This window comes from Bacteroidia bacterium, from assembly GCA_041391665.1.
In the GTDB taxonomy this organism is placed as follows: Bacteria; Bacteroidota; Bacteroidia; order J057; family J057; genus JAGQVA01.
Genome location: JAWKNO010000002.1, coordinates 1,691,746 through 1,714,707 on the forward strand (window position 1 = coordinate 1,691,746; position 22,962 = coordinate 1,714,707).

Annotated in this window: 19 protein-coding genes; 10 read left to right on the forward strand and 9 right to left on the reverse strand. The window is 46.2% G+C overall.

Translation table 11 applies throughout. The annotated features are described in order from the left end of the window. Positions 1-25: 25 nt before the first annotated feature. Positions 26-3,250, reverse strand: coding sequence for a SusC/RagA family TonB-linked outer membrane protein (locus R3D00_18575; protein ID MEZ4775196.1), 3,225 nt, complete (start codon positions 3,248-3,250; stop codon positions 26-28). A 31-nt stretch (positions 3,251-3,281) separates the two neighbouring features. Between R3D00_18575 and R3D00_18580 the strand changes: the two genes are divergently transcribed. Next, positions 3,282-3,425 (forward strand): hypothetical protein, encoded by a 144-nt coding sequence (locus R3D00_18580; protein MEZ4775197.1) that lies wholly within the window; start codon positions 3,282-3,284, stop codon positions 3,423-3,425. 241 nt (positions 3,426-3,666) lie between these two features. Here the strand turns inward: R3D00_18580 and R3D00_18585 are convergent, their stop codons facing one another. After that, a complete protein-coding gene (locus tag R3D00_18585; protein MEZ4775198.1) occupies positions 3,667-5,901 on the reverse strand; it encodes a S9 family peptidase in 2,235 nt (744 codons plus the stop codon). Between the two features lie 145 nt (positions 5,902-6,046). Beyond that, positions 6,047-6,772 carry a sulfotransferase family protein gene (locus R3D00_18590; GenBank protein MEZ4775199.1) on the reverse strand — a complete coding sequence of 242 codons (726 nt, stop codon included), beginning with the start codon at positions 6,770-6,772 and terminating at the stop codon, positions 6,047-6,049. A gap of 160 nt (positions 6,773-6,932) precedes the next feature. On the opposite strand from R3D00_18590, the gene R3D00_18595 reads away from it, so the two are divergent. From R3D00_18595 to R3D00_18615, 5 genes are all read left to right on the forward strand, one after another. Then, the gene (locus R3D00_18595; GenBank protein MEZ4775200.1) at positions 6,933-7,802 is read left to right on the forward strand and encodes an AraC family transcriptional regulator; all 870 of its coding nucleotides are present in this window, start codon (positions 6,933-6,935) and stop codon (positions 7,800-7,802) included. A gap of 60 nt (positions 7,803-7,862) precedes the next feature. After that, positions 7,863-8,846, forward strand: coding sequence for a threonine/serine dehydratase (locus tag R3D00_18600; GenBank protein MEZ4775201.1), 984 nt, complete (start codon positions 7,863-7,865; stop codon positions 8,844-8,846). Next, a complete protein-coding gene (locus R3D00_18605) occupies positions 8,843-9,640 on the forward strand; it encodes an NIPSNAP family protein (GenBank protein MEZ4775202.1) in 798 nt (265 codons plus the stop codon). Before R3D00_18600 ends, R3D00_18605 begins: the two co-directional genes overlap by 4 nt. Positions 9,641-9,752: 112 nt before the next feature. Continuing rightward, positions 9,753-11,204 (forward strand): C1 family peptidase, encoded by a 1,452-nt coding sequence (locus R3D00_18610; GenBank protein MEZ4775203.1) that lies wholly within the window; start codon positions 9,753-9,755, stop codon positions 11,202-11,204. Positions 11,205-11,316: 112 nt separating this feature from the next. After that, on the forward strand, positions 11,317-12,225 hold the full coding sequence (locus tag R3D00_18615) for an alpha/beta hydrolase (GenBank protein MEZ4775204.1): 909 nt from the start codon (positions 11,317-11,319) through the stop codon (positions 12,223-12,225). Here R3D00_18615 and R3D00_18620 read toward each other — a convergent pair whose 3' ends face one another. The 3 genes from R3D00_18620 to R3D00_18630 are packed head-to-tail and all read right to left on the reverse strand — an operon-like array spanning position 12,226 to position 15,440. Beyond that, complete coding sequence (locus tag R3D00_18620) at positions 12,226-12,921, reverse strand: endonuclease/exonuclease/phosphatase family protein (GenBank protein ID MEZ4775205.1); 696 nt, start codon at positions 12,919-12,921, stop codon at positions 12,226-12,228. A gap of 36 nt (positions 12,922-12,957) precedes the next feature. Further along, positions 12,958-13,992 carry a bestrophin family ion channel gene (locus R3D00_18625; GenBank protein MEZ4775206.1) on the reverse strand — a complete coding sequence of 345 codons (1,035 nt, stop codon included), beginning with the start codon at positions 13,990-13,992 and terminating at the stop codon, positions 12,958-12,960. A gap of 11 nt (positions 13,993-14,003) precedes the next feature. Continuing rightward, positions 14,004-15,440 carry a serine hydrolase domain-containing protein gene (locus tag R3D00_18630; protein ID MEZ4775207.1) on the reverse strand — a complete coding sequence of 479 codons (1,437 nt, stop codon included), beginning with the start codon at positions 15,438-15,440 and terminating at the stop codon, positions 14,004-14,006. 182 nt (positions 15,441-15,622) lie between these two features. Between R3D00_18630 and R3D00_18635 the strand changes: the two genes are divergently transcribed. Next, entirely contained in the window at positions 15,623-16,573 is a 951-nt protein-coding gene (locus tag R3D00_18635) for a sodium-dependent bicarbonate transport family permease (GenBank protein MEZ4775208.1), read from the forward strand. 18 nt (positions 16,574-16,591) lie between these two features. On the opposite strand, the gene R3D00_18640 is transcribed toward R3D00_18635, so the two are convergent. Further along, on the reverse strand, positions 16,592-18,823 hold the full coding sequence (locus R3D00_18640) for a transferrin receptor-like dimerization domain-containing protein (GenBank protein ID MEZ4775209.1): 2,232 nt from the start codon (positions 18,821-18,823) through the stop codon (positions 16,592-16,594). 430 nt (positions 18,824-19,253) lie between these two features. On the opposite strand from R3D00_18640, the gene R3D00_18645 reads away from it, so the two are divergent. From R3D00_18645 to R3D00_18655, 3 genes are all read left to right on the forward strand, one after another. Then, positions 19,254-19,709 carry a PaaI family thioesterase gene (locus R3D00_18645; GenBank protein MEZ4775210.1) on the forward strand — a complete coding sequence of 152 codons (456 nt, stop codon included), beginning with the start codon at positions 19,254-19,256 and terminating at the stop codon, positions 19,707-19,709. Between the two features lie 72 nt (positions 19,710-19,781). Then, positions 19,782-20,396: a TetR/AcrR family transcriptional regulator gene (locus R3D00_18650; protein MEZ4775211.1), complete on the forward strand. Its 615-nt coding sequence runs from the start codon at positions 19,782-19,784 to the stop codon at positions 20,394-20,396. Next, positions 20,389-20,898: a GAF domain-containing protein gene (locus R3D00_18655; protein MEZ4775212.1), complete on the forward strand. Its 510-nt coding sequence runs from the start codon at positions 20,389-20,391 to the stop codon at positions 20,896-20,898. Before R3D00_18650 ends, R3D00_18655 begins: the two co-directional genes overlap by 8 nt. Here the strand turns inward: R3D00_18655 and R3D00_18660 are convergent. Together R3D00_18660 and R3D00_18665 are read right to left on the reverse strand one after the other, a co-directional pair. Next, positions 20,883-21,509, reverse strand: coding sequence for a hypothetical protein (locus R3D00_18660; GenBank protein ID MEZ4775213.1), 627 nt, complete (start codon positions 21,507-21,509; stop codon positions 20,883-20,885). The two genes, R3D00_18655 and R3D00_18660, sit on opposite strands and share 16 nt — an antisense overlap. Before the next feature lie 12 nt (positions 21,510-21,521). After that, positions 21,522-22,928, reverse strand: a complete 1,407-nt coding sequence (locus R3D00_18665; GenBank protein MEZ4775214.1) for an HD domain-containing protein — start codon at positions 22,926-22,928, stop codon at positions 21,522-21,524. Positions 22,929-22,962: the final 34 nt, after the last annotated feature.

The window sequence follows — 22,962 nt, forward strand, 5'->3', positions numbered from 1 at the left end:
TTTTCTTTTTTTAGCTTGGGAAATACTAGAGTTTGAGGGTAATTGTGCCGCCAAAACTTCTGACAGAAGGGATGCCATTCACCTCAAAACCCTGACCGTTGGAGGAACCATAACCGCTGCTTTCCGGATCTACATTGGGTACATTGGAGTGAATAATCCAAAGGTTGCGTCCCTGAAGCGCGATCGTCAGGCCACTGAAAGGTGTTTTTGCCATGACGGAAGCAGGAAGAGAATAACCAAGTTTTACTTCTCTCAGTTTTACAAAAGTCGCATCATAAACTCCCGTTTCCTGTGCAGAGAAGGTTCTGTGCCAGTATTCTTCCGCATCAACAGGAATGTCATTGGGACGATATGTTCCATCTGGATTTTTGGCAACGCCTTCTGCGATATAGGTTCCGTCGCGTCCTTCTGTTGTGTAGGACAATACACCTGAATAACCGCCAAAGAAGTTGGTCAGGGAGAACATATCTCCACCTTGTTTCCAGTCAACGAGGAAACTCAGATAAGCCCCTTTCCATGAGATCGCATTGTTAACTCCCATGAGAAAATCAGGCTGAATATTTCCCAAAGCCTGATTACCTCCGGCTGCACGGTTGGGCCTGCCATCATCACCGATAATTCTTTCGCCAAAGTATGGGCTGCTCTCATCGGTTACCCGATCCCATGCCGTACCGTAAATCGTGCCGTAAGGTTGTCCGGGACGAGCTTCCAGTTGTGCGCGGTGAGTCTCCAGAATAATCGATTCAACCTGTGGATGAAGGGCCACCACATTGCTTCTGTTTCGGGCAAAATTGACGCCGATATTCCAGTCAAATCCTCCCTTTGTAGATACAGGAGTCGCGAGGAACATAACCTCTATCCCACTATTTTGAATTTCGCCGGCATTGATCACCTGACTGCTGAAACCAGAGGAAGAAGGCAAGGTAAGTTTCATCAACTGGTTTTTGGTAGAACCCGTGTAGTAGGTAACATCAATTCCCAGTCGGTTTTCAAAAAACCGCAGGTCTGTACCCACTTCCCAGGAAGTGGTGGATTCAGGAAGAAGATTTGCATTTGCCAACTCATCACCCAGGGCAAATGAAGGCTGTCCGTTGAATGGGAAAGTAATGTCCGCATTATTGTCCGCAATTCGTTTCTTCACAAAATAGGATTGCAGTACAAAGGGATCGGTGTCATTCCCTACCTGCGCGATACCTGCACGCACTTTTCCAAAACTAAAGAATGAAGGAAGTGAAATGGCATCAGAGAATACAAAACTCCCACTGGCTGAAGGATAAAAATACGATCTGCTGCCAGCAGGTAACGTTGAGGACCAGTCATTTCTACCGGTAAGATCGAGGAATAAATAATTTTTAAAAGATAATTGTGCAGCAGCATACACGCCGTTGATCCGCTTGGCAGTGCGATACTCCCGTGAATCGGGCGTACCCCTTGCATTGCTGATATTATAGATATCGGGGATCAGCAGCCCTTCCACATAAGTAAATTCATTGGCCAATGTATTGTGGAATCGGTTTGCGCCCACGAGCAGACTCCCGCTCAGATCGGAAGTAAAATCCGTCTTAGCACTCAACACAAAGTCAATATTATAAGTATTGACATTATAGTTGTCGTGAACAAATCCACCGGTGCGGAGCGACGCGGGATCTTTCAGGCCTGCGCGATAAATTTGCTCTCTGCGATCAGAATAAAAATCTGTACCGGCGCGAAGATAGGCACTCAGCCAGGGAGTGAAGTCGTAGTTGATCTTAAAATTGCCGATGACCCGGTCACGACGGTCAGAGTTTACATTTTCATACAGATTGACATATGGATTGTTTTGCCAGGCAGGAATAGGAGAAATCGGCTGCCCGTAAGCTTCCGTATAATTGGGATCACTCAGGTTCAGAATCAGACTTCCATCTTCATTTTTATAATCTTTAAACCGGGCATAATCGATCTGACGGCCATGCCAGTTAAACATCGACTGAAACACATTCTGACCGTCATATCCTGTAAGCGGGCGATTTTTTCCCTGAGTAACAGAATAATTGACACTCGAAGTAATACTCATCTTCGACGAAGGTTTCAGCCCCGCTTTCAGGCCAATATTTGTTCTGCCAAGACCAGTATTGGGGACAATCCCTTTTTGATCCAGATTAGATAAGGAAAATCGAAATTGTGCCAGGTCATTTCCTCCCTGCAGGGAAGCATTATTGACAAAATTGTATCCAGTTTCAAAAAAGTTTTTGACATTGTCGGGATTGGGCACCCAGGGCACATCTTCTGCAAATACGTTTTTCATGATGCGACCATCCAGCGGATATCCCCAGCTTTCATCGACATCGATATAGTCGGGATAATCTACCAGACCGTAGCCACCCTGTCCGTATTCATTTTGAAATGTGGGGAGTCGGAGAGGTGTTTGTAATGAATAAGAGCTACTGAGCGTAACGCCTATACCTTTTTGCGCTTTCCCGGATTTGGTTGTGATAATGATTGCACCATTTTGAGCGCGCGATCCATACAAAGCAACGGCTGTCGGGCCTTTGAGCACGCTCATGCTCTCGATATCATCAGGGTTGAGGTCAGAAATCGCATTGCCATAATCAGCGCCCCCCTGCTCTTCATCACCTTTTCGGGTTCCATTGGCAGGTTCATTGGTGCTGTTGCGCGGACTGGAAGAAAACTGTGTATTGTCGAGCGGGATACCATCGACGACAAACAGCGGCTGGTTGTTGCCAAGCAGAGAAGATGCCCCGCGGATCACAATTCGGGAAGAAGCACCGGGAGCACCGGAGGAACTGGTAACCTGAACCCCCGCAATTTTACCAGAGAGAGAATTTACAATATTAGACTCCTTCGTCTCTACCAGATCTTGCCCTTTCAGTTCCTGAACCGAATAGCCCAGCGCCTTTTTTTCGCGCTGCACCCCCAAAGCGGTAATTACCACTTCATCGAGAGAATTGATCTCCTCCACCAGAAGAATATCGATTGTCGACTGATTACCAATTTCGATTTCCTGGGTATTGAATCCATAGAAAGAGACGATCAGTACACCGCCGCCGGCAGGTACCCGCACCTGGTACTTACCCTGATCGTCGGTGAAAGCGCCGACCGTCGTACCTTTCAAGAGAATTGTTGCGCCAGAAAGCGCATTTCCATCTTCGGCTGAAGTAACCTTGCCGGATACCAGCCGGTCCTGCGCCTGTAGGTGCAAGACCATAAAAATGGAAAAAACGAGAAAAATCATTCGTAGTTTGAGACTCATACAAAAATTAGGTTAAAGGTGAAATTCCGAAATGACAGACCTGCCCAAAGGGCATAAGTCGCCCTTCCGTCTGACGGGTGCAGACCGGAGTGGGCAGGTCAAAATTTTTACAATCTTTCTGGAATATGGGGGCAGGATCAATTCCCCTGGCGTGGCATCCTCAGGTATCAGTTAATAATTGCTTCAACAGTTTGGTTCGCTGCTATGCAAGTTACAAGATTCTCAAAAAATAGTCATTTCCAGCTTCGTTATTTAGCCAGACAGACGGATTTAGCAGACCAATACCTTATATTATACCACCAACGAATACTCAGCCCGCCAAATGGCAGGCATTTACCGACGAACGGCGTTTGCGTGTTTCATAATGTTTGCTTCCCGGATTTTTTTTTGAATCTCCCTGGAAAAAATACCCAATCTTAATGCCCGCCCGGCTCGATATGACTGGTCAGGTACCGGGTTAGCAGACCGTACAAATGTGTCGAAGTACCAGATCCTTCATTGATGCTGTGTGTCCGGTTGGGATACGCCATCATATCAAAAGGTCGATTGTGGCGAATGAGCTCATTGATGAGAATTTCTGCATTTTGATAGTGTACGTTATCATCACCGGTACCATGTACAAGCAGAAGATTACCCTGAAGATATTGAGCAAAAGTAACAGGAGACCCCAGACGGTAGCCTTCTGCATTTTCATCCAGCAACCCCATGTATCTTTCCTGATAGATACAGTCATACAGCCGTTGGTCAGCTACCGGAGCGACGGACATTCCCGTATTATACAATCCGGGGTAGCGAAACATCATATTCAATGTCATCGAACCTCCCCCACTCCATCCCCAGATACCCATACGTTCAGCATCCACCCATTCCCATTTCCCTATCTCCCGGGCGGCATCAGCCTGGTCATCGGATGCAAGAATACCAATTTGCCCATACACGACCTTGCGCCAGTCACGGCCCCGCAGAGAGGGTGTGCCGCGATTATCTACGGTCATCACCACATAACCCATCTGGCTAAGCATAAGGTGCCAGAGATAGCGGTTGCCACCCCAGATGTCTTTGGCTGTTTGTCCCCAGGGTTCACCATACACATAAAAAAGTACAGGGTATTTTTTTGCAGGATCAAAGTCAGGGGGGCGAATATAATATCCGTCGAGATCTTCACCGTTGCGGGTTCGTACCCGAAAATAATCCAAATCGCCTTTCTTCAGTTCATCAAGTTTTTGCCGCAGAGTTGCGTTGGTCACCCAGACATTTACGGTTCGGTGATCGGGAAGACTGACCAGTTCGGTCATAGGAGGCTCTCCCATTGCCGACCAGGTATGTATGGCCCAGTTTCCATCCGGAGAAATATCATAAGCGTGACAGCCCGGCTGACTGGAGGGAGAAAGACCTTCGGCAATGCCTGTACCACTGAGCGGCGTGCGAAACAGGTAACGCTGGTTGGGGTTTTCGGGTGAAGCCGTGTAATAAAACCATTTCGTTTTTGCGTCCACACCCACGATTTTTTCCACGTCATAATCAGCAGGAGTCAGGCACTGAAGATTGCCATCGCGTAATGAGACCAACCACACATGGCGCCAGCCGTCTCTTTCGCTCAGCCAGAGAAAGGATTTCCCCTTTTCAGCCCAGATCAACTCGTCCATCAGATCTACCCAGGCAGAGTCTTTTTCTACAAATAGATTTCTGATTCGCCCTGAAGTAATATCGCCAATCATTACCCGGTTTTGATTTTGTTTGCGGTTGAGTTGCTGAAGCAATATTTCATGCTGACTGATCCAGTCCATTCGCGCGAGATAATGGTTGCGGGGATCACCTTCGACAGGCATCCAGAGTATATTGCCGCCATCGGCAGAGACTACCCCCACTTTTGCTGCCGAATTTTGCTGGCCGACTTTCGGGTATGGCATAGCGTAAATAAAGGGATAGAGGGAATCCGTATTGTTGATCATATAAAAATCGTGAATACCGGAAGCATCGAGTTGCCAGAAGGCAATATGCAAGCCATCAGGGCTCCACCGGAATCCGTCCTGCAAAGCCAACTCTTCCTCATAGGCCCAATCGAAGGTTCCATTGATCAGCGTACGCGAGCCATCAGTGGTCAGAGCTGTGATTTTCCCGGAAGAAAGCTCTTCCACATACAGATTATTTTCCCTCACATATCCTACGCGGCTGCCATCGGGAGAAAACTTGGCAAACATAAGCGTGGAAGGCTGCGCATTTTTTCCCAATTGGGAAAGTTTACGGGAAGCCATATCCAATACCCAGTAATCGCCGCGGGTGTGATCTCGCCATACTTTCCGGGTATTGGTAAAAAGTAACAGCCGGGCTCTGTCTGCTGACCAGAAATAATTTTGAATCTCAAGTGGTCCTTTGCCCACCGAAGGAATCAGCCACTCAGCCGGTACCAGTACAGAGCGATTGCCAGTTTTGGAATTATAGCTGACAATATCTGTTCCGCCCGACTTACCGGCTGAAGGTTCCAGTGTAGTAAAATACTTGCCTTCTTCCAACCATTTGGACGGGCCAAAAGACTCGGAAGAAAACTCCCTGTTGGTAAAAATACGCTCAAGCGTAAGGAGAGCGGGATCAGCTTGTTGTCCGGAAGAAAAAAGTGGCAGGAACAGCAAAAAAATAAAAACTCTGGCCATGTCGAAATACTTATTGGTTTTGCGAAGAATAATCTTTAGTGGGTACAAAAATAGTTAAGCCTTCCGAACAATAGTTACAGAAGGCTTAAAACCATAACACAAAATTCCCAATTCTCCGGGGCGGGGAGTGGGAGCACCATTCTTTTTAGTTCAGAATGGTATATTCATAAAGCTTAAGGTAGTACTCATAACATTCTTCCACCAATGACTCCAGGTGTTCAGGAATTTCATTGGATTTTTGCTCATAAGGCATAAAACCCGTTGACTGGTGCACCTGATCATACCAATATTTTCCCCAGATTCCTTCCTGAGGCAAAATACCCGATTGCCAGTTCAGCATCGTAGAAGCATAGTCTATGCCGGTTCGGTTGCAAATTTGTTTAATCTGTAATTCCGGATTCATTTGGATATGCTTTACGTCAATCACCATCGGATTTTTCCCCTGCTGGCGCAACCTTTCAAACAATTCATATTGCATCTTATAGGCAGTGTCCAGCATTTCAGGATTGGGGATATATCGAAGCAGTGAAGGAATCGCTTCCCGGGGATTACGGATAAGGAAAATATTCTCTAACTCATTGACAAACCCCAGGTCAAGACCGACCAGATGATGAGGCATATCCTTAATAAACAAAACCGGGCGGGCATGATCACCGAGAATATCCTCAGAAATGACAGATTCCGCCTTTGTATTCACTTTTGACAGCACTTCTTCCCTACCCGGATGTCTTGCACCTGTCCGCTTCAAATAGTGACCATATAAAGGCTCATCCATTACCATTGTATCTTCGCGCTGGGCAAAAGCATACAAAAAAGTAGAAGCACCATTTCTCGGTCCGGACCAGACGCAGATACGTTTTGTGGTAGTCATAGGCGCAATCGGTTAGGGAAAGACTAATTATGACAATTGTAATTCTAAGTAAAGGTACAATAACCGAATAAAACAATGTGCGTGATTTTTATCTCTTTTTTGTACTATTTTAGCAGCTATTATTATTTATCCACCATTTAAGGCTAGGAAAATACGTATTATGAAGCCGATTTTTTTTCAAATTCCTCAATCACTGGGCGAATCCTTTAGTATTTCTTTAGATGAAGGGCCATATTTTTTTACGCCTTTACATTTTCACTATGCCTGCCAGCTTTCTTTAATTCTGGAAAGTACCGGGACCCGATTTGTCGGGGATAATATCGAGCGATTTGAGGCGGGAGACCTTGTGCTTTTGGGTTCCAATATCCCTCACGTTTTTCGCAATGACCCGGTGTACTACGAATCAGGCTCTCACTTAAAAGCGAGAGCAATTCATGCATTTTTTACGCCTGATTTTCCCGGCGAGAAGTTTATGTCTCTTCCGGAAACTGCCGCCATAAGGCAATTGATCCTGCAGGCAGGAAGAGGTCTCAAAATCATGGGGCAAACCCGCAAAATCATCACAGAAAAAATGCTTCAAATCGGCGGGAGAGAAGGCCTTCCGCGATTGCTGGAATTGCTAAGTATGCTTGATATTCTTTCCCGCTCCAGCGAACTGGTGTTTCTCTCCAGCAGGGTTTCGGATCCTTCCCTAAAAAAATCAGACAGCGACAAGATCAACGATGTTTTTAATTTTGTGATGGGCAATTATCAGGATGACATCAGGCTCGACCAGATCGCTTCGGTGGCGCATATGAGTCCGACTGCATTTTGCCGCTATTTCAAACGAAGCACTCAAAAAACCTTTTCCCAATTTCTCAACGAAATACGCATCGGCCACGCTTGCCGTATGTTACGGGAAGAATCATTTCCCATATCGGAGATCGGATTTCTTTGTGGATTTAACAATACTTCCAACTTTAACCGCCGGTTTAAAAACATTACCACATTCACACCAAAAGAGTATCAGAAAAAACATTCCTTAAGATAATATCGATTCCTTTCCCATTTATGCCCACAAAATATTAGATTGTCGGGCAAAAGGATATTTATGTCTCCGGTTGCAATTGCCCCTACCCTCCACGAAATCATCGCTGCCCAGGTACGATTAAGCAAATGGGTCAAAGAAACGCCTGTCGTTACATGGGATTCTCTGACCAAAGAACGCTTGCTGGGACCTGATACTCAAGTGTATATAAAACTTGAGCTTTTCCAGCACGGGGGCAGTTTTAAACCTCGTGGTGCGTTGCTGGTGATGATGAACCTCGACGACGAAAGCCTGGAAAAAGGAGTAACGGCAGTCAGTGCAGGCAATCACGCCATTGCTGTGGGCTACGCCGCGCAGGTATTGGGAACCCACGCAAAAGTTGTCATGCCCAAAACCGCTAACCCTTTCAGGATTCAACGATGCCAGGAACTGGGCGCGGAGGTGGTGTTGGTAGACAATGTAGCCCGCGCATTCGAGGAAGCCAGTCGCATTCAGCATGAAGAGGGGAAAACTTTTATTCATCCCTTTGAAGGACCATTGACGGCTTTGGGAACGGCAACGGTCGGGCTCGAATATACCCGGAGCGTAGCGAAGATGGACGCCGTCATCATTCCGGTTGGCGGTGGCGGACTGGCAGCCGGGATGGCTGCGGCTATCCACCAGATCAATCCCGAGTGCCGGATTTTTGGGGTAGAACCCGTAGGCGCGGATACCATGCACCGGAGTTTTATTTCGGGTAATCCCGAATCCATCGAAGCGGTACGCACCATCGCCGACAGCCTCGGTGCTCCGTTTGCCATGCCCTACAGCATGGATATATGCAGGCGGTTTCTGGAAAAAATTGTTCTGGTAGAGGATGATGACCTGCGAAATGCCATGCGGCTGATGTTCAATGAGTTAAAGCTCGTAGCCGAACCTGCTGCTGCTGCGTCACTCGCGGCATTGATCGGCCCGCTGAGGGAAGAGCTTACCGGCAAAAAAGTCGGACTCATAGCCTGCGGTTCCAATATCGATCTTGAAACATTTTATCAACTCATAAAACAATGAAAAGAAGAAACTTTGTAAAAAAAGCTGCCGCTGCTTCCATGGCAGGACTAAGTGTCGCGTCTCTTTCGGCGGCAGATCCTCAAAAAAAACAAAAGGGAAATGTTTACCACGAACTTCGGGTATATCATGTCAATTATGGACGTAGCCAAAAAACGCTGACCGATTATTTCAAAGATGCCCTGATACCGGCCCTCAACCGGCTGGGGGTAAAGGCAGTAGGCGTATTTACAGAGATGAATGGCCCACAGCCTACCAAAATTTATTTACTGATCACCTATCCCGAGCTGAAGGACTTTATCGGACTGGCTGATGCACTGGTTGCCGATAGTGTATATCAGGCAGCCTGGGCGCCCTATTTGCAGGTAGGTTCGGACAAATCACTTTTCAGCCGGTACGAATCAAACCTGATGTATGCCTTTGACTCAGCCCCCGACCTGGAAGTTCCGCCTTCAGCCAAAACCAAAGGTCCGCGTATATTTGAACTCCGAACCTATCAAAGCCATAATGAAGATGCCCACAGAAGAAAAGTGGCTATGTTTGACAAAGGAGAGACGGCATTGTTTCGCAAGGTGAAAATGAATCCTGTATTTTTCGGAAAAACCCTGATCGGCGACAATATGCCCAACCTCACCTATATGCTTACCTTCAAAGATATGGCAGAACGGGATGCCAACTGGAACGACTTTATTGTCAGTGAGGAATGGAACACGATGAAAAATCTGCCGGAATATGCAGATACCGTATCAAATATCATTCGCACGTTTCTGGTTCCTATGGATATATCGCAGGTATAAGCAACCCGCCTGTCTGATTGTGAAAAGGATACTATTTACCGTGGAAGAAAGTTATGTATGAAAACAGGGTGTCATTTACAACCCGTTTCTTTTACGCTGGAAAATTTACCATATGATAACACGCGTTTTTTTCTTCATCCTGCTTCTTTTCACGAGTAGTATCCTTTTTGCCCAATCTCACAGAGGTTCGGGTTTGTTGATGGATGATGAGAGCTATGAAACCATTCCTATAGCCGAAATTATCAGCCCTGACGGAAGCGGAAACCGAATTGCCCCCGCTGTCTCTCTGAAGAACTTTTCTCCGGTACCGCGTGATCAGGGGCAATACAATAATTGCGTTGGCTGGGCAACTGCTTATGCGGCACGTACCATCATGGAAGCGCAGAAAGAAGGTTGGACCAATCAGGCTTTTATTACTGAAAATGCTTTCTCGCCCGGGTTTGTGTACAAACTTATCAGCCCGGACGCATCCTGTTACTCTCCTACCTCAATAGACGAAGCATTAAAAGCTATGTCGCAAACCGGTACTGTAAAATTTTCTGACCTCAGGGAAGTTTGCCCCAGTCAAATTCCAACAGGCCTGATACGAGAAGCGGCGCAGTACAAAATCAAAACATACAACCGCCTGTTTTATCTCAAAGACAGTCCGGAAACAAAACTTGAAACGGTGAGGCAAAGTATTGCCAGAAGAGTCCCCGTCGTGATTGGCTTTCGCTGCCCGCCTTCCTTCGAAAAGGCCGACGGCCAAAATGTCTGGAATCCAACGGAAAGTGCCAACACCAATAACTATTTTGGCCATGCGATGTGTGTCGTTGGTTATGACAACGTAAAGTATGGCGGCGCGTTTGAGATTCAGAATAGTTGGGGGACAAAATGGGGAAATAATGGCTATATCTGGGTTCGGTACGATGATTTTGCTGCCTTTGCCAAATACGCCTATATCCTGGAGCAGTACACCATTCGCCCGGAGATCGCAGCAAAAAATCAAACCAGCACGCCGGTTCCCGAAGTTAAACCCAGAGCAATACTCCCGGAATCCGCTTCCCGAAATATACAGGGAAAACTCACCTTTACCGATGCGTCAGGAGAAAAAATGGACATGAGACTATATGGGAATTACTACAGGTTTCGAAAAGCCTATGCAGGTGGTACCCGGTATAAACTCAAAATGGAAGGTTCGGAAGGATTTGTCTATGTCTTAGGGCTAAATCCCAATCGGGAGGTATACCAGGTATTCCCAGGCCTCAGAGATCAATCCGCCCAAATCGGCGTAAAGGGAAAAGTCATTTCTATCCCTACCTCAAGCAGTTACGCCACGATCCATACCAGCCTGGGAGAGGATTACCTTTGTGTGTTGTTTAGCCAAAAACCGCTCAATATGTATCACCTTACCGAGCAGTTTGAGCAGGCCAAAGGGAGTATTTTCCAACGCGTGGAACAAGTCCTCGGCAAAGAGAAACTCTCTGCCCGGGAAATCAGTTATAATAGTACCGAAGCTGCATTCTCCGGCGTAAGTAGCGAAAAATCACTGGCCGTGATGATTGTACAGCTAAAAAGAAGATAACAGGGGTTAGCCCGCAGACATGATGATATTCTCGCTCATATTGTTAGTGTTGGTACTGGTAGCAGGTATTATTTTTTGGGTTGGTCCCCGCCCCCCAAAACCGGTGTACCGGATGGAATTGCCCGAGCTTCCCACAAACCTTCAGGATCTGGAAAAATATATACACGAATCAGAGCTACAGACCCCCTATCTCCGGCCTGACAATGAAGCGCGGATTATTTGGGCGAAGGGATATGAATACAAAAAAACGACTTACAGCCTGGTATTTCTTCATGGCTTTTCAGCCAGTTATATGGAAATCGATCCGATCCACCGGGCATTTGGCGAGCGATTTGGTTGTAATGTGTACCTAAGTCGCCTGCAGGCTCATGGAGTAGATACCCCCGAGCCGATGCTCGATTTTACACCTGAAGGCTTTATGGATTCCGGCCTTTTTGCATTGGCGGCAGGGAAACAAATTGGCGAAAAGGTTATTTTGATTACCGCTTCCACCGGCTCCACGCTGGGTATTTATATTGCAGCCCATTTCCCTGAAATCGCCGGGCTGATCTGCTACTCACCCAATATCGACCTTTATTCAAATGTAACCCGCTTGCTGGCAGGGCCCTGGGGACTACATTTTGCCAAACTGGTTTTCCGGGGAAATTACCGCGCCAGGATTATTGAAGGGCCGGGAAAACAGTATTGGATTGCCCGGCACAGGGTAGAGGCGCTGATTGCTTTAAAAAACCTTATTCGCTCCACCATGAAGCCGGAAATATTTCAACGTGTGAAGCAGCCGTTTTTTATGGCTTATTATTACAAAAACCGCCAGTTTCAGGATAAAACTGTTTCGGTTCACAAAATGCTTCAGATGTACCGGCAACTGGGAACACTCCCAGAACTTAAGAGGAAAAAAAGTTTTCCCAAAGCCGGGGTTCACGCCATTGGCAGCAGGTTTACCTCAGGTGCGGTGGACAGGCTGCAAGCAGAGACCTTCCGCTTTGCGGAGGAAGTTTTGGGATTAAAACCCGTAGGTTGATCACATTAGCTCTAACAACATCATTGAATGATCACTGATTTTTTCTTCTCTATACCGATGGGAGTAGCTGCAATGTTTTATCTGACTTTTTAGCGCTGCATTTATGAAGAAATGATCAATCCGGAAACCATTGCCTTTATTGCTGAACCAGGAATATTCTCTTTTCTCCGTATTCAATTCCCGCCATGCATCGACCATTCCTTTTTCTTCAAAAACATCAAAATACTTTGAATGGTAAAAAGTTGCCCCAGCTTCATCCAGATAGTGTTTCCCTGTATTCAAGTCTCCGGCAATGATGATGTTTTTGTGTTTATTTTTTTCTATTTCAACAATGAGAAATTCAAAAATAGTTTTTTTCAAATGCAAACCCGGAAAATAACAACCATAAATCAAACTGTCTTCGTTTTCGAGTCTGACAATATGTCGTTTAAATTCAGCCAGCTCGTCGAAAACTTTTTTTTCAAAACTGGATTTACAGGCGATTAATACCGAGTTTAATTTTGGAGCGCAATCCACAAAATAGTGAAACTCATAGCCCATTTCATAGAGGTCCTTTTTCAACAATTCTCCTTGTTGATTATTCCTGTATTCAGTCAGAATAAAAATATCTGAATCAGAATTTTCGCGAAGCACATTTATGATCTTGCCGACCCTTTTGCCTCCGCCATGCCTTAAATTCCATGTAGAGATTTTCACTTCTTGATATTGAAATCTACAGGTAAAATTAGTCGCCTACATCAAAACGCCATCTTTTGCCTGAATACCTGGCGGCAAATCTTTTTCCCGGAGCATTTCTCTGAGGTCTATTTCTATCGTACGACAGAGCGACAACATGGGGATATCATTGGCCATTCCCATAAAGGGGTTTTCGGTATAGTCCCCTACCACTTCCATCATAATATATACCCATCCGACAAGTGCTGTAATAGGAATCGAGAGCCAAAACCCCCATTCGCCCAGTTTTATCAGTTCGGGAATCATACTAAAAGGCAGGAGGAAAATAAATATCCCCACAAATATCCGGCTCATATAAGCGTATTGCCGGGGTAGCGGAAATTTTTTAATCCGTTCACATTTTCCCTGATGCTCATACAAATGATACAAGACCTGGGTCATTTCCATATGGCGAAAATCTTCAATCATATTATCCTCCCGCAAGGCGGCAAGATCTCTGGATTGTTCGTTAATAATTTGCGTAGCCGTATTGACATTATTTACCAGCCGCTCGTATTCGTCACGTGGCAGAAATTGTTTTAGCTCGGTGCGGGTAACGTCATCGTCTATGAGCCCTACCCCAAATTTATTTTGGTAGTATTTGGCCCTTGCGCCCAAAAGTCCGCCCTGGCTGGCATGTTCCCAGGAAGTTGAGACAAGCAGCTGGCTTCTCAGGGCATATAACCAGGCTATGTGCCGGTATATCAGCCGTTGTTTGATTTCAAGGATTTCTTCTTTCGTTTTTTTATTTTCAGTAAAATAATTGGTCACAAAACCATCGACATACATGCCCCATGCCCGGCTTGTATTGACAATACCGCCCCATATTTTCCGGGCTTCCCACATACGGTCATAGGCCTGGTTGTTTTTAAAACCTGCATAAAATGCTACAGCAGTGCCGATAACGGACATAGGCAACCAGGGAATACTAAACGCAATATAGTCCATTTGATAAAATAACGCCAGAATGGCCGCACCGCTTAACAGCCATATCGCATGGTGCCCAGACCAGTTTAAAACTTTGCCAATACTTATGCTTTTGGTAACAATCATTAGAATAAAAGTTATTGATTAAACAATCGTGCAATCCGGTGTGCCAGGTAGCTGATAAATAAGTATTCGTTGTTTGACAAGGCAATAATTGTCACGGGGCGATCTTTAAATCTCAACACATAACTCACATACCCCGGCCAGGAGCCGCTGTGAAAAACCAGGGTCTCATTTCCCTCCTTTTCCTTCACTTCCCATCCGTAACCATAGTCCGTACTTTCTCCATTCTTAAGTTTGTAGGGTGTAAAAATGGCAGCCATAGTCTCTGCACTTGCCAGTTGGTTTGTGCGAAGTGCCTTATCCCAGATCACCATATCTTTCAGGTTTGAATTAACCACCCCATCACCGGTGATCGCATCCATATACCGTACATAGGAATAATCGGGGAGTGAATCAGGAAGAGTTAGGGTATGATTTTGTATATCAGGTATATAACCCAATGCCGTATTTTCAAGCTTTTCATCCGCAGACCTCCGGGTATTATAAATACGGGTCGACACCATGCCCAGCGGATCAAAAATCGATTCTTTTAAAAAGACCTCAAATGGCTGGCCGGATACCCGCCCGGCAATAATTGCCAGTAATACATAACCGGTATTGCTGTACGAATAATTGGTCCCCGGAGAAAACTCCTTCTTTGGGTGGTGCTTTGATAGCAGTTGAAGGACATCGTCATTGGTAGCAAATCGCGTGGTGTCCCAATGTTTTTCCAACAACTCCATATAGTCGGGAATGCCGGAAGTATGGGTGAGCAGGTGTTCGATCGTAATGCCTTTGTAAACAGCAAGCTCGGGAAGATATTGGGCAGCATTGTCTGTAATTCGCAGCTTTCCCTGCTCCTGAAGAAGCATCACCGACATGGCTGTAAACGCTTTGCTGCATGAAGCCAGGTCAAACCGGGTTGCCGGAGTCAGCGGCGCTTGCGTCTCCTGGTTGGCCATTCCATAACAATTTTCATACACCACACGGTCTCCATCCACCACAGCTACGCACCCACTAAAGCCAGCTGCAAGGTATTTGTAACGAACAATAGAGTCTATTTTTTCCGTGAGGTGGTCAGTATATATGGGCTGATCTTTTTTATATTGAAATTCGGGTTGTTTGCTGTTAAAACCCATAATTTTCCCCTTTTTGGAAAAAGAAACCCCAAAATTGTCCAGTTCCGTCGTATCCCGCTGATAACGAAGCATAATACGTGCACTGCTACTCCCCCACTTGATATTCTGAATAGTACTTTTCCCCAGTTGATCGTATTGGGCACCAAAAGATTTTTCCAGTAAACCAGGAGAAAAAATCCATTTCAACGGAGCGCCCATAGTCGCATGCATTTTTTTGAAGTCCCGGGTATTGTAACCATCATAAAACTGCCGGATATAAGCTTCAGCCGCTGGGTTTTGGCTAAAAATGTATGCCGGTATAAGAAAAATAAAAACCGTACAGAGGTGTTTCATATAAAATGATTGACAGGTAAATTCCAGATAGAAAGTTGTATAAGAGTTTTGACAATACCCAATGAAACATCAACAATCAGAATATCATAAATATTTTTAATGACTATGATATTGAATATAAATAAAAATATATAAACTATGCGATTCATCTTTGCGGCGAATTCACCACCAGTTAATCATTCATGAATCTTCTACTTGAAAACCTGACCAACCCCGCCCTTCTTTTTTTCTTTTTGGGAATCCTGGCTGTAAGCCTTAAAAGTGATCTGGAGATTCCACCTACCAGTTCCAAATTCATTTCCCTTTATCTGCTGTTTTCCATCGGATTTAAAGGTGGAAATGAACTTGCTCACAGTCCTTTTGACATGGAAATTGTCTGGGGCATGGTCATGGGAATTATGGCCGCACTGCTTGTCCCGTTTTATACCTTTTTTATCCTGAAAAAGAGATTGGGGGTTCCCAATGCCGGCGCCATAGCTGCTGCTTATGGCTCGGTGAGTGCCGTTACATTTGTGACCGCAATCTCCTATCTCGAAATCAGAAACCTATCTTTTGGTGGCCATATGGTCGCTGTCATGGCTTCCATGGAGGCGCCCTCCATCATTATCGGTGTCTTGTTGATGGAATGGTTTGGCGACTCCCAGATAAAAATAAGTAAGCGAAAAATCATTACCCATGCGCTTACAAACGGGAGTGTACTGCTGATTTTGGGGAGCCTGGTAATTGGCTTTTTGGCAAGTGATAAGCAAGCCCAGGGCATAAGCCCCTTTACCACGGATATTTTCAAGGGCTTTTTGGTTATTTTCCTCCTTGACATGGGGATCATCAGTGGAAAACGCCTTTCCTCTTTTTGGGAAAATGGCTGGTTTCCCTTTGCCTTTGCTATTGTAGTTCCGTTTATCAACGGCTGTCTTATGGCTTTCCTGAGTACTTATGTTATTGATGACATCGGCAACCGGTTTTTATTGACGATTTTGGCGGCCAGTGCTTCCTATATAGCAGTACCTGCCGCCATGAAGTTGGCCGCTCCGGAAGCCAACCCCGGCTTATACATCCCGATGTCCCTCGCGATAACCTTTCCGTTTAATATTACCCTCGGATTTCCTGTGTATTTTTATCTGGTTCACTTATAACGACTGTCCGAAATACAATTAGTTCTTACCCTGACTACCAGCTAGCCCTATGGCTTTCTCCAGTTCAATGCTGAATGTTTCCAGCACGTCTGTCAGCTTTTGAATCTGCCGATCCAATTCCGGCCAGTCGCGCTGTTCAATGGCTTCTCTAACGCCAGGCAGGGTTTTTACGCTATACCCGGTGTATAACCCCGGCGCGTAAATATGATGCCTGTACCAGGGACGGCCGGGCAGACCATTTGAGCTGGTCAGGGCGCGTTCCATATTTTTTAGTTGAATATTTAGCTGTTGGGCAGTTCCCGCATTCAGCTTGTTTTCGGCTATGGCTTTTTCATATTCAACTGATTGTTTTTTTAACTTTTCCAGCAGGTTTTGGAGCGGGGCAAAACTCATAAATGGCACATCTTCCCGGGGCTCCGGAACCACCAGGGGTTGGGTGGGATCGGCGGCGAGCTGGTATAAGCCTTCGCGTATCAGCCGGTTTTCTTTTTTCGTTTTTTCGCGCATATCATCGGCCAGTTTCATTACTTCATCCAGATATCCGCTGATTGTGGTGGAAAATCGCTGAAACTCGAATGGCAGCGATTCGGCATTGGCCAGCCGCAAGGTAGCGCGCCCGGCTACTTTCGAGAGGGTGATGCCATATTGAAATCCAGGATCCTTAAACCGCACAAAATGATCATAGGAATCGTAAATCGAATGGTATTCTCCTCCGCCATTTTCTCCGCCAAAACCCAGATCCAGCGCGGCTATTCCCAAATGCTGAATAAATGGAGAATAGTCTGACCCTGTGCCTAACGCGCCCAACTGGAAAATCTGCGGTTCGGGTTTACCCTGCACCAGATCACGGGCTTTATTGCGATCAAACAGGCTGACTTTCGTTTGAGGATCGGTTACAGTGCGTGGAATCTGATCAAAAAACTTCTCCAATGTATGGGAACCACCAGCATGTAAAAATCCGCGCCCGTTTCCGTCGCTGTTGATATACACCACTGCCTTTTCCAGCAGTTCGGCCGTGTGATCTTCCACCCATTCGGTTGAGCCAATCAGTCCGGGCTCTTCAGCGTCCCAGGCACAATAGACGATGGTTCGTTTGGGGCGAAATCCTTTTTTTGCCAGTTCGCCCACAACGCGGGCTTCTTCCAGTTCGGCGACCATGCCGCTTACCGGATCACTCGCGCCATTTACCCATGCGTCGTGGTGGTTGCCGCGAATAATCCATTGGTCAGGATACTCAGCCCCCGTAAGCTTTGCAATAACGTTGTAAATGGGCTTGATCTGCCAGTCAAATTCCAGTTTGAGATGTACTTTGGCCGGACCCGGCCCCACATGATAGGTAATGGGCAATGCGCCGCGCCAGGCCTCCGGAGCAACTTGCCCGCCCATTGCTGCCAGCAAAGGTTTGGCATCGCCGTAGGAGATGGGGATCACGGGAATTTTGGTCAGTGTCGGTGCGGATTTGATATCCAGTCGTTTGGCATTGGGGGTGGCACCGATACCGGGCGTAAGTGGGTCGCCGGGCGCAACAGGGGCATCCATTACAGAACCACGCTGCACCCCGTATTCGTTTTTATAAGCGCCTTGCGGATATACCTCTCCGCGAAAATAACCATCATCTCTGGGGTCAGAATAAATGATGCAGCCGATGGCGCCCTTCTCTGCAGCTACTTTGGGTTTGATCCCTCTCCACGATCCCTGATAGCGCGCAATCACAATCTTCCCCCTGACATCCACCCCCATTTTCGCCAGTTCGTCATAATCAGCAGGTACGCCATAGTTGACAAAGACGAGTTCGGCAGTCACATCGCCATCGATTGAATAGCAGTTGTAAGAGGGCAATTGTTCTTTGGTCTGACCGGAAGTAGCATCTTCCGCAATGGCTGGTTCTGCGAGGCGCGCCTTAAAAGTGGTGGGCGCCACCAGTTCGAGTTGCCGGACTTTTGGAGTAGGAAACAGCACCTGATATTCTTCAATAGCCGTTTCATATCCCCAACTGGTGAAAAGCGCCGCCATAAATTCGGCGTTTTCTTTGTCGTAAGGCGAACCCACATGATGGGGCCGAGCTGCCAGACGTTTCATCCATTGGTCGAGGTTGGAGGCCTTCAGCAACTGGTCAAACTCCGTTTCGAGCTGAATTTGTGTTTCAGCAGCTGAAGGTGAAAAACCCATAATGAAGGAGTTTTGAGCTAAAAGCTGCATATCGAATGCCAGCATCAGCGCAAAAAAAGAGGTAAGGGTAAGATATCGCATAGAGATTGTTGTATTTTCTGGAATGTATTTTAGGGAAAAAAACTGAAAAAGCAGATAATAACTTCAAAACAGGCTATTGGCTGCTTCCCGGCAAAACACAGAATAGTCTCTCAATATTTTTAATCAACGATTTGCCAAAAGATGGTAAGCCACGAATGACGCGAATTTGCACGAATGGTTTTTGCGCTGATTTTCGTGGGCATTCGTGGCATTCGTGGTTATCTAAAGATTGCGTCTGATGATGTCAGCCACGAATGACGCGAATTTGCACGAATGGTTTTTTGCTGATTTTTGTGGGTATTTGTGGTTATTGACAGATGGGACTGAGAATTTCTGCCGCAAATCCTTCCCGGAAAATTTTAAAAGGCTTATATTTTCCTTACTTTTGATGGGATTCTGATTAACCTTGAATTTCCATTAAAACACATATATGCTGGTAACTGAAGAAATCGCCAAACAATTTATCGAGCAGGCCATTCCTGTCCATCGTTTTCTCGGGGTGAAAGTCCTTGAAATCCGCGAAGGTTATTGCAAAATCATGATCCCCTACCGCGAAGAAGTGCTCGGGGATTTCCGCTTTAAACGCTGGCACGGCGGCATTATCGCTACTGCCATGGACTCCGTAGGGGGAGCCGCTGCCATGACAACTGTCACCTCCGCAGAAGATAAACTTGCCACCATCGATATGCGCGTGGATTATCTGCGCGGCACAACCCCCGAACCACTAATCGCCATCGGCTACCTCATACGCAGCGGCGACCGCATCATCTCTACCCGGATGGAAGCCTGGCAGGAAGATGAAAAAAAACTCGTAGCTGAAGCCCGTGCTATGTTTAGCGTGTACCGAAAACTCGGACAAAAAGGGGAAATAGGTGAAATGCTATAAAATGTAGCATTTCCTTAAAATGTGCATTGCGAAAGACTTTATATTTCAATGCGATTGTTATATTTGGGAGGTATGGATAAAAAGGAGTTTTACGTCAAAGAATCGCTCAAACTTTTCATGAAGTATGGGGTAAAAAGCGTTACCGTCGGGCAGATTACGGCTAAGCTTAATATCTCCAGCAAAACCCTGTACGTCATTTTTGGTGACAAAACCGGGCTGGTAGAAACTTGCTTTGATCTTTATAAACAACACTCCAACAAAGAATTTGAAGCACTCCGCGCTGACTCAGAAAATGTCGCTGACATGTTGGTCAGGTTCTACAATATGCTGATGGAATCGATCAGTCGGATCAACCCCAACTTTTTCAATGATATTGCCAGCTACTTTCCCAAAATCTGGGACAGCGATGAGGCATTTGGGATCAATCAGACCCGATCGCTGATGGTTCAGGGTGTTTCCGAAGGGATATTTTCAAAGGCGATTGATATCGAGCTTTGCGCGGAAACCCTCACGCTTCTCCTCCGTTCTATGTTTGAAAAAGATCCTTACGACTCCCGCCATGGCGGAAGTCAGCGACTTTTGGCCAATGTACTCTGGCCTTATGTCCGCGGGCTTTGTACCCAGGAGGGAATGGAAGAATTTAGAAAATACCGCAAATTATCGGCTCAATCACAAGAAAATGGCTGAAGAACTGATACTTACCCAGGGGGTAAACCGCGAAGATCGCTACCGGGAAATCCTTCCCCAAATCGATGCCGTCATTTCGGGGGAAACGGATTTTGTCGCCAACCTCGCCAATATTGCTGCAATTCTGAAAGAGGCCCACAACTTTTTCTGGGTGGGTTTTTACCGCATGATGGAAGGCGAGCTGGTCCTGGGGCCATTTCAGGGACCGCTGGCCTGTACCCGAATCGCTCTGGACAGAGGTGTGTGCGGTGCTTCTGCCTCGCAAAAGAAAACACTGATTGTGCCGGATGTGGAAAAATTCCCGGGACATATCGCGTGCAGTAGTGCCTCAAAGTCTGAGATTGTCGTCCCATTGGTGGTTGACGGAAAAACAGCCCTGATACTGGATGTGGACAGCGATGTGTATGATGATTTTTCTGAGGTGGATCAGCACTATCTGGAACAACTGATGGAGATTTTGCGGAAGGTTCACTATGCTTCCGAACCTCACCGCATATCGTAGGTTACGGTAATTTCCAGATTTACATAACGCAACCGCCCGCCATCATAAATGGCTCCTCCACCAGGCGTGGGATCGGTGAGCACATTTAAAATTCCTACATTATAGTAACTGCCAAATCCCACAGAACCGTAATTGGTGGGGAGATTGACCGACATACCAAAGGGCAACATCAGATACCAGCGATTGACATGGTCTTCTGCTCCGGCAACCTGAAAACCGGAGGATTGCAGCCGATATCCCAAAACATACCCGATTTTAGGGTTTAAGGCACCAAATCGCGGTCCCACCTTCAGATCCATTTCCACAGCGGTAACACCCACCGTATTGCCGGAAGTAGTAAAATCCCGCATGACGACGGGCAGATTAAACCCTCCGCCCTTATGCATGACATTAAACCCGATTTCTACGCCGTTGCGTGGTTGATAACTGCTGTAAAAAATCCCAAAAAGCCCCGTTGTATAGGCATGGGAAACCAGCTGATAGTCCTGAGAACGGGGAAAATAATTGATGTTGCTGGCAAAACGAAGGCCAAATCCATTTTGCGCCATGGCATACATGGGCAAAAGAAAAATGGATAGAACCAAAAATAGAATCAGAAGCTGTGTTCGCATGTCTAAAGTTACTTATTTTTCCAAATACTTTGGTGCGATCTTATTCATATAGTCAAGGGCGGCTTCGCGTTCATTGGGGATAATACCCTCCAATATGGCCTCGCGGATATCATTTTTAATCTGGCCAATGATTTTTCCCGGAGGAATTGAAAATGTTTCCATAATCATATCGCCGGTAACCGGAGGCTGCCAGTTGCGGAGGTTGTCGCGCTCTTCTACTTCATGAATCCTTTTTTCGAGTGCTGCATAGTTGCGGAGAAACCGGGCCACCTTATTTTGGTTTCGCGAAGTAATATCCGACCGGCAAAAATCGAGCAGGTCGTTGAGATCATCTTCCGCATCCACGACAATCCGCCGAATGGCGCTGTCACTGACTTCTTCCGATACAAGTGCAATCGGACGCTGGTGGAGTTTCACGAGCTTTTGCACATATTTCATCGAATCGTTGAGCGGAAGTTTCATCTGCTGGAAGATTTTGGGCACCATTCGCGCGCCTTTATCTTCATGCCCGTGAAATGTCCATCCATTGCCTGGCTCATAGCGTTTGGTGAGAGGTTTGGCGATATCGTGAAGAATGGCCACCCACCGCAACCATAAATTGTCGCTGATTTCGGCTACATTATCCAATACTTTGAGGGTATGGTAAAAATTGTCCTTATGCCCTTTTCCATCCACATAGTCCACACCTTTCATGGCAGACAGTTCGGGGAAAATAATTTCCAGCAGCCCTGACTCATCCAGCAGCAAAAATCCTTTGGAAGGCACTTTCGAAAGAATGATTTTATTGAGCTCGTCAGTAATCCTTTCGCGGGAAATGATGGAAATTCTTTTTCTGTTTTCGCGAATCGCAGCAAATGTCTCTGCCTCAATTTCAAAATCCAGTTGAGAAGAAAAACGAATGGCGCGCATCATTCGCAACGGATCATCGGAAAAGGTGATTCCGGGAGTGCGGGGGGTGCGAATCGTTTTTTGGTGTAGGTCTTTAATTCCTTCGAATGGGTCAATAATTTCTCCAAAATCCTCTTTATTCAGCGAAATAGAGAGGGCATTGATGGTAAAATCGCGCCGTAACTGGTCATCGTAAAGGCTACCTTCTTCAACGATGGGTTTGCGGGAGTTTCGCTTATAACTCTCCTTTCTGGCGCCGACAAATTCCACCTCCAAATCCTCATAGCGAACCATAGCCGTCCCAAAATTTTCATACACCACCACATCGCGTATTTTAGCTTTGGAGGCAAAATGCCTGGCCAGATCAATGCCTTTTCCCGCCACTACAATATCGATATCCTTACAGGGTCTTCTTAAAAGAAAATCTCTCACATAACCGCCAACTACATAGGATTTCACCCCTAAATCCGCGCTACATTCTTGTAGAATACCAAAAACTTTATGTGAAAGGGCCTCTCGAATATTTTCCATCAGATTAAAAACGTCGCTGTTCAATTCCACAAAA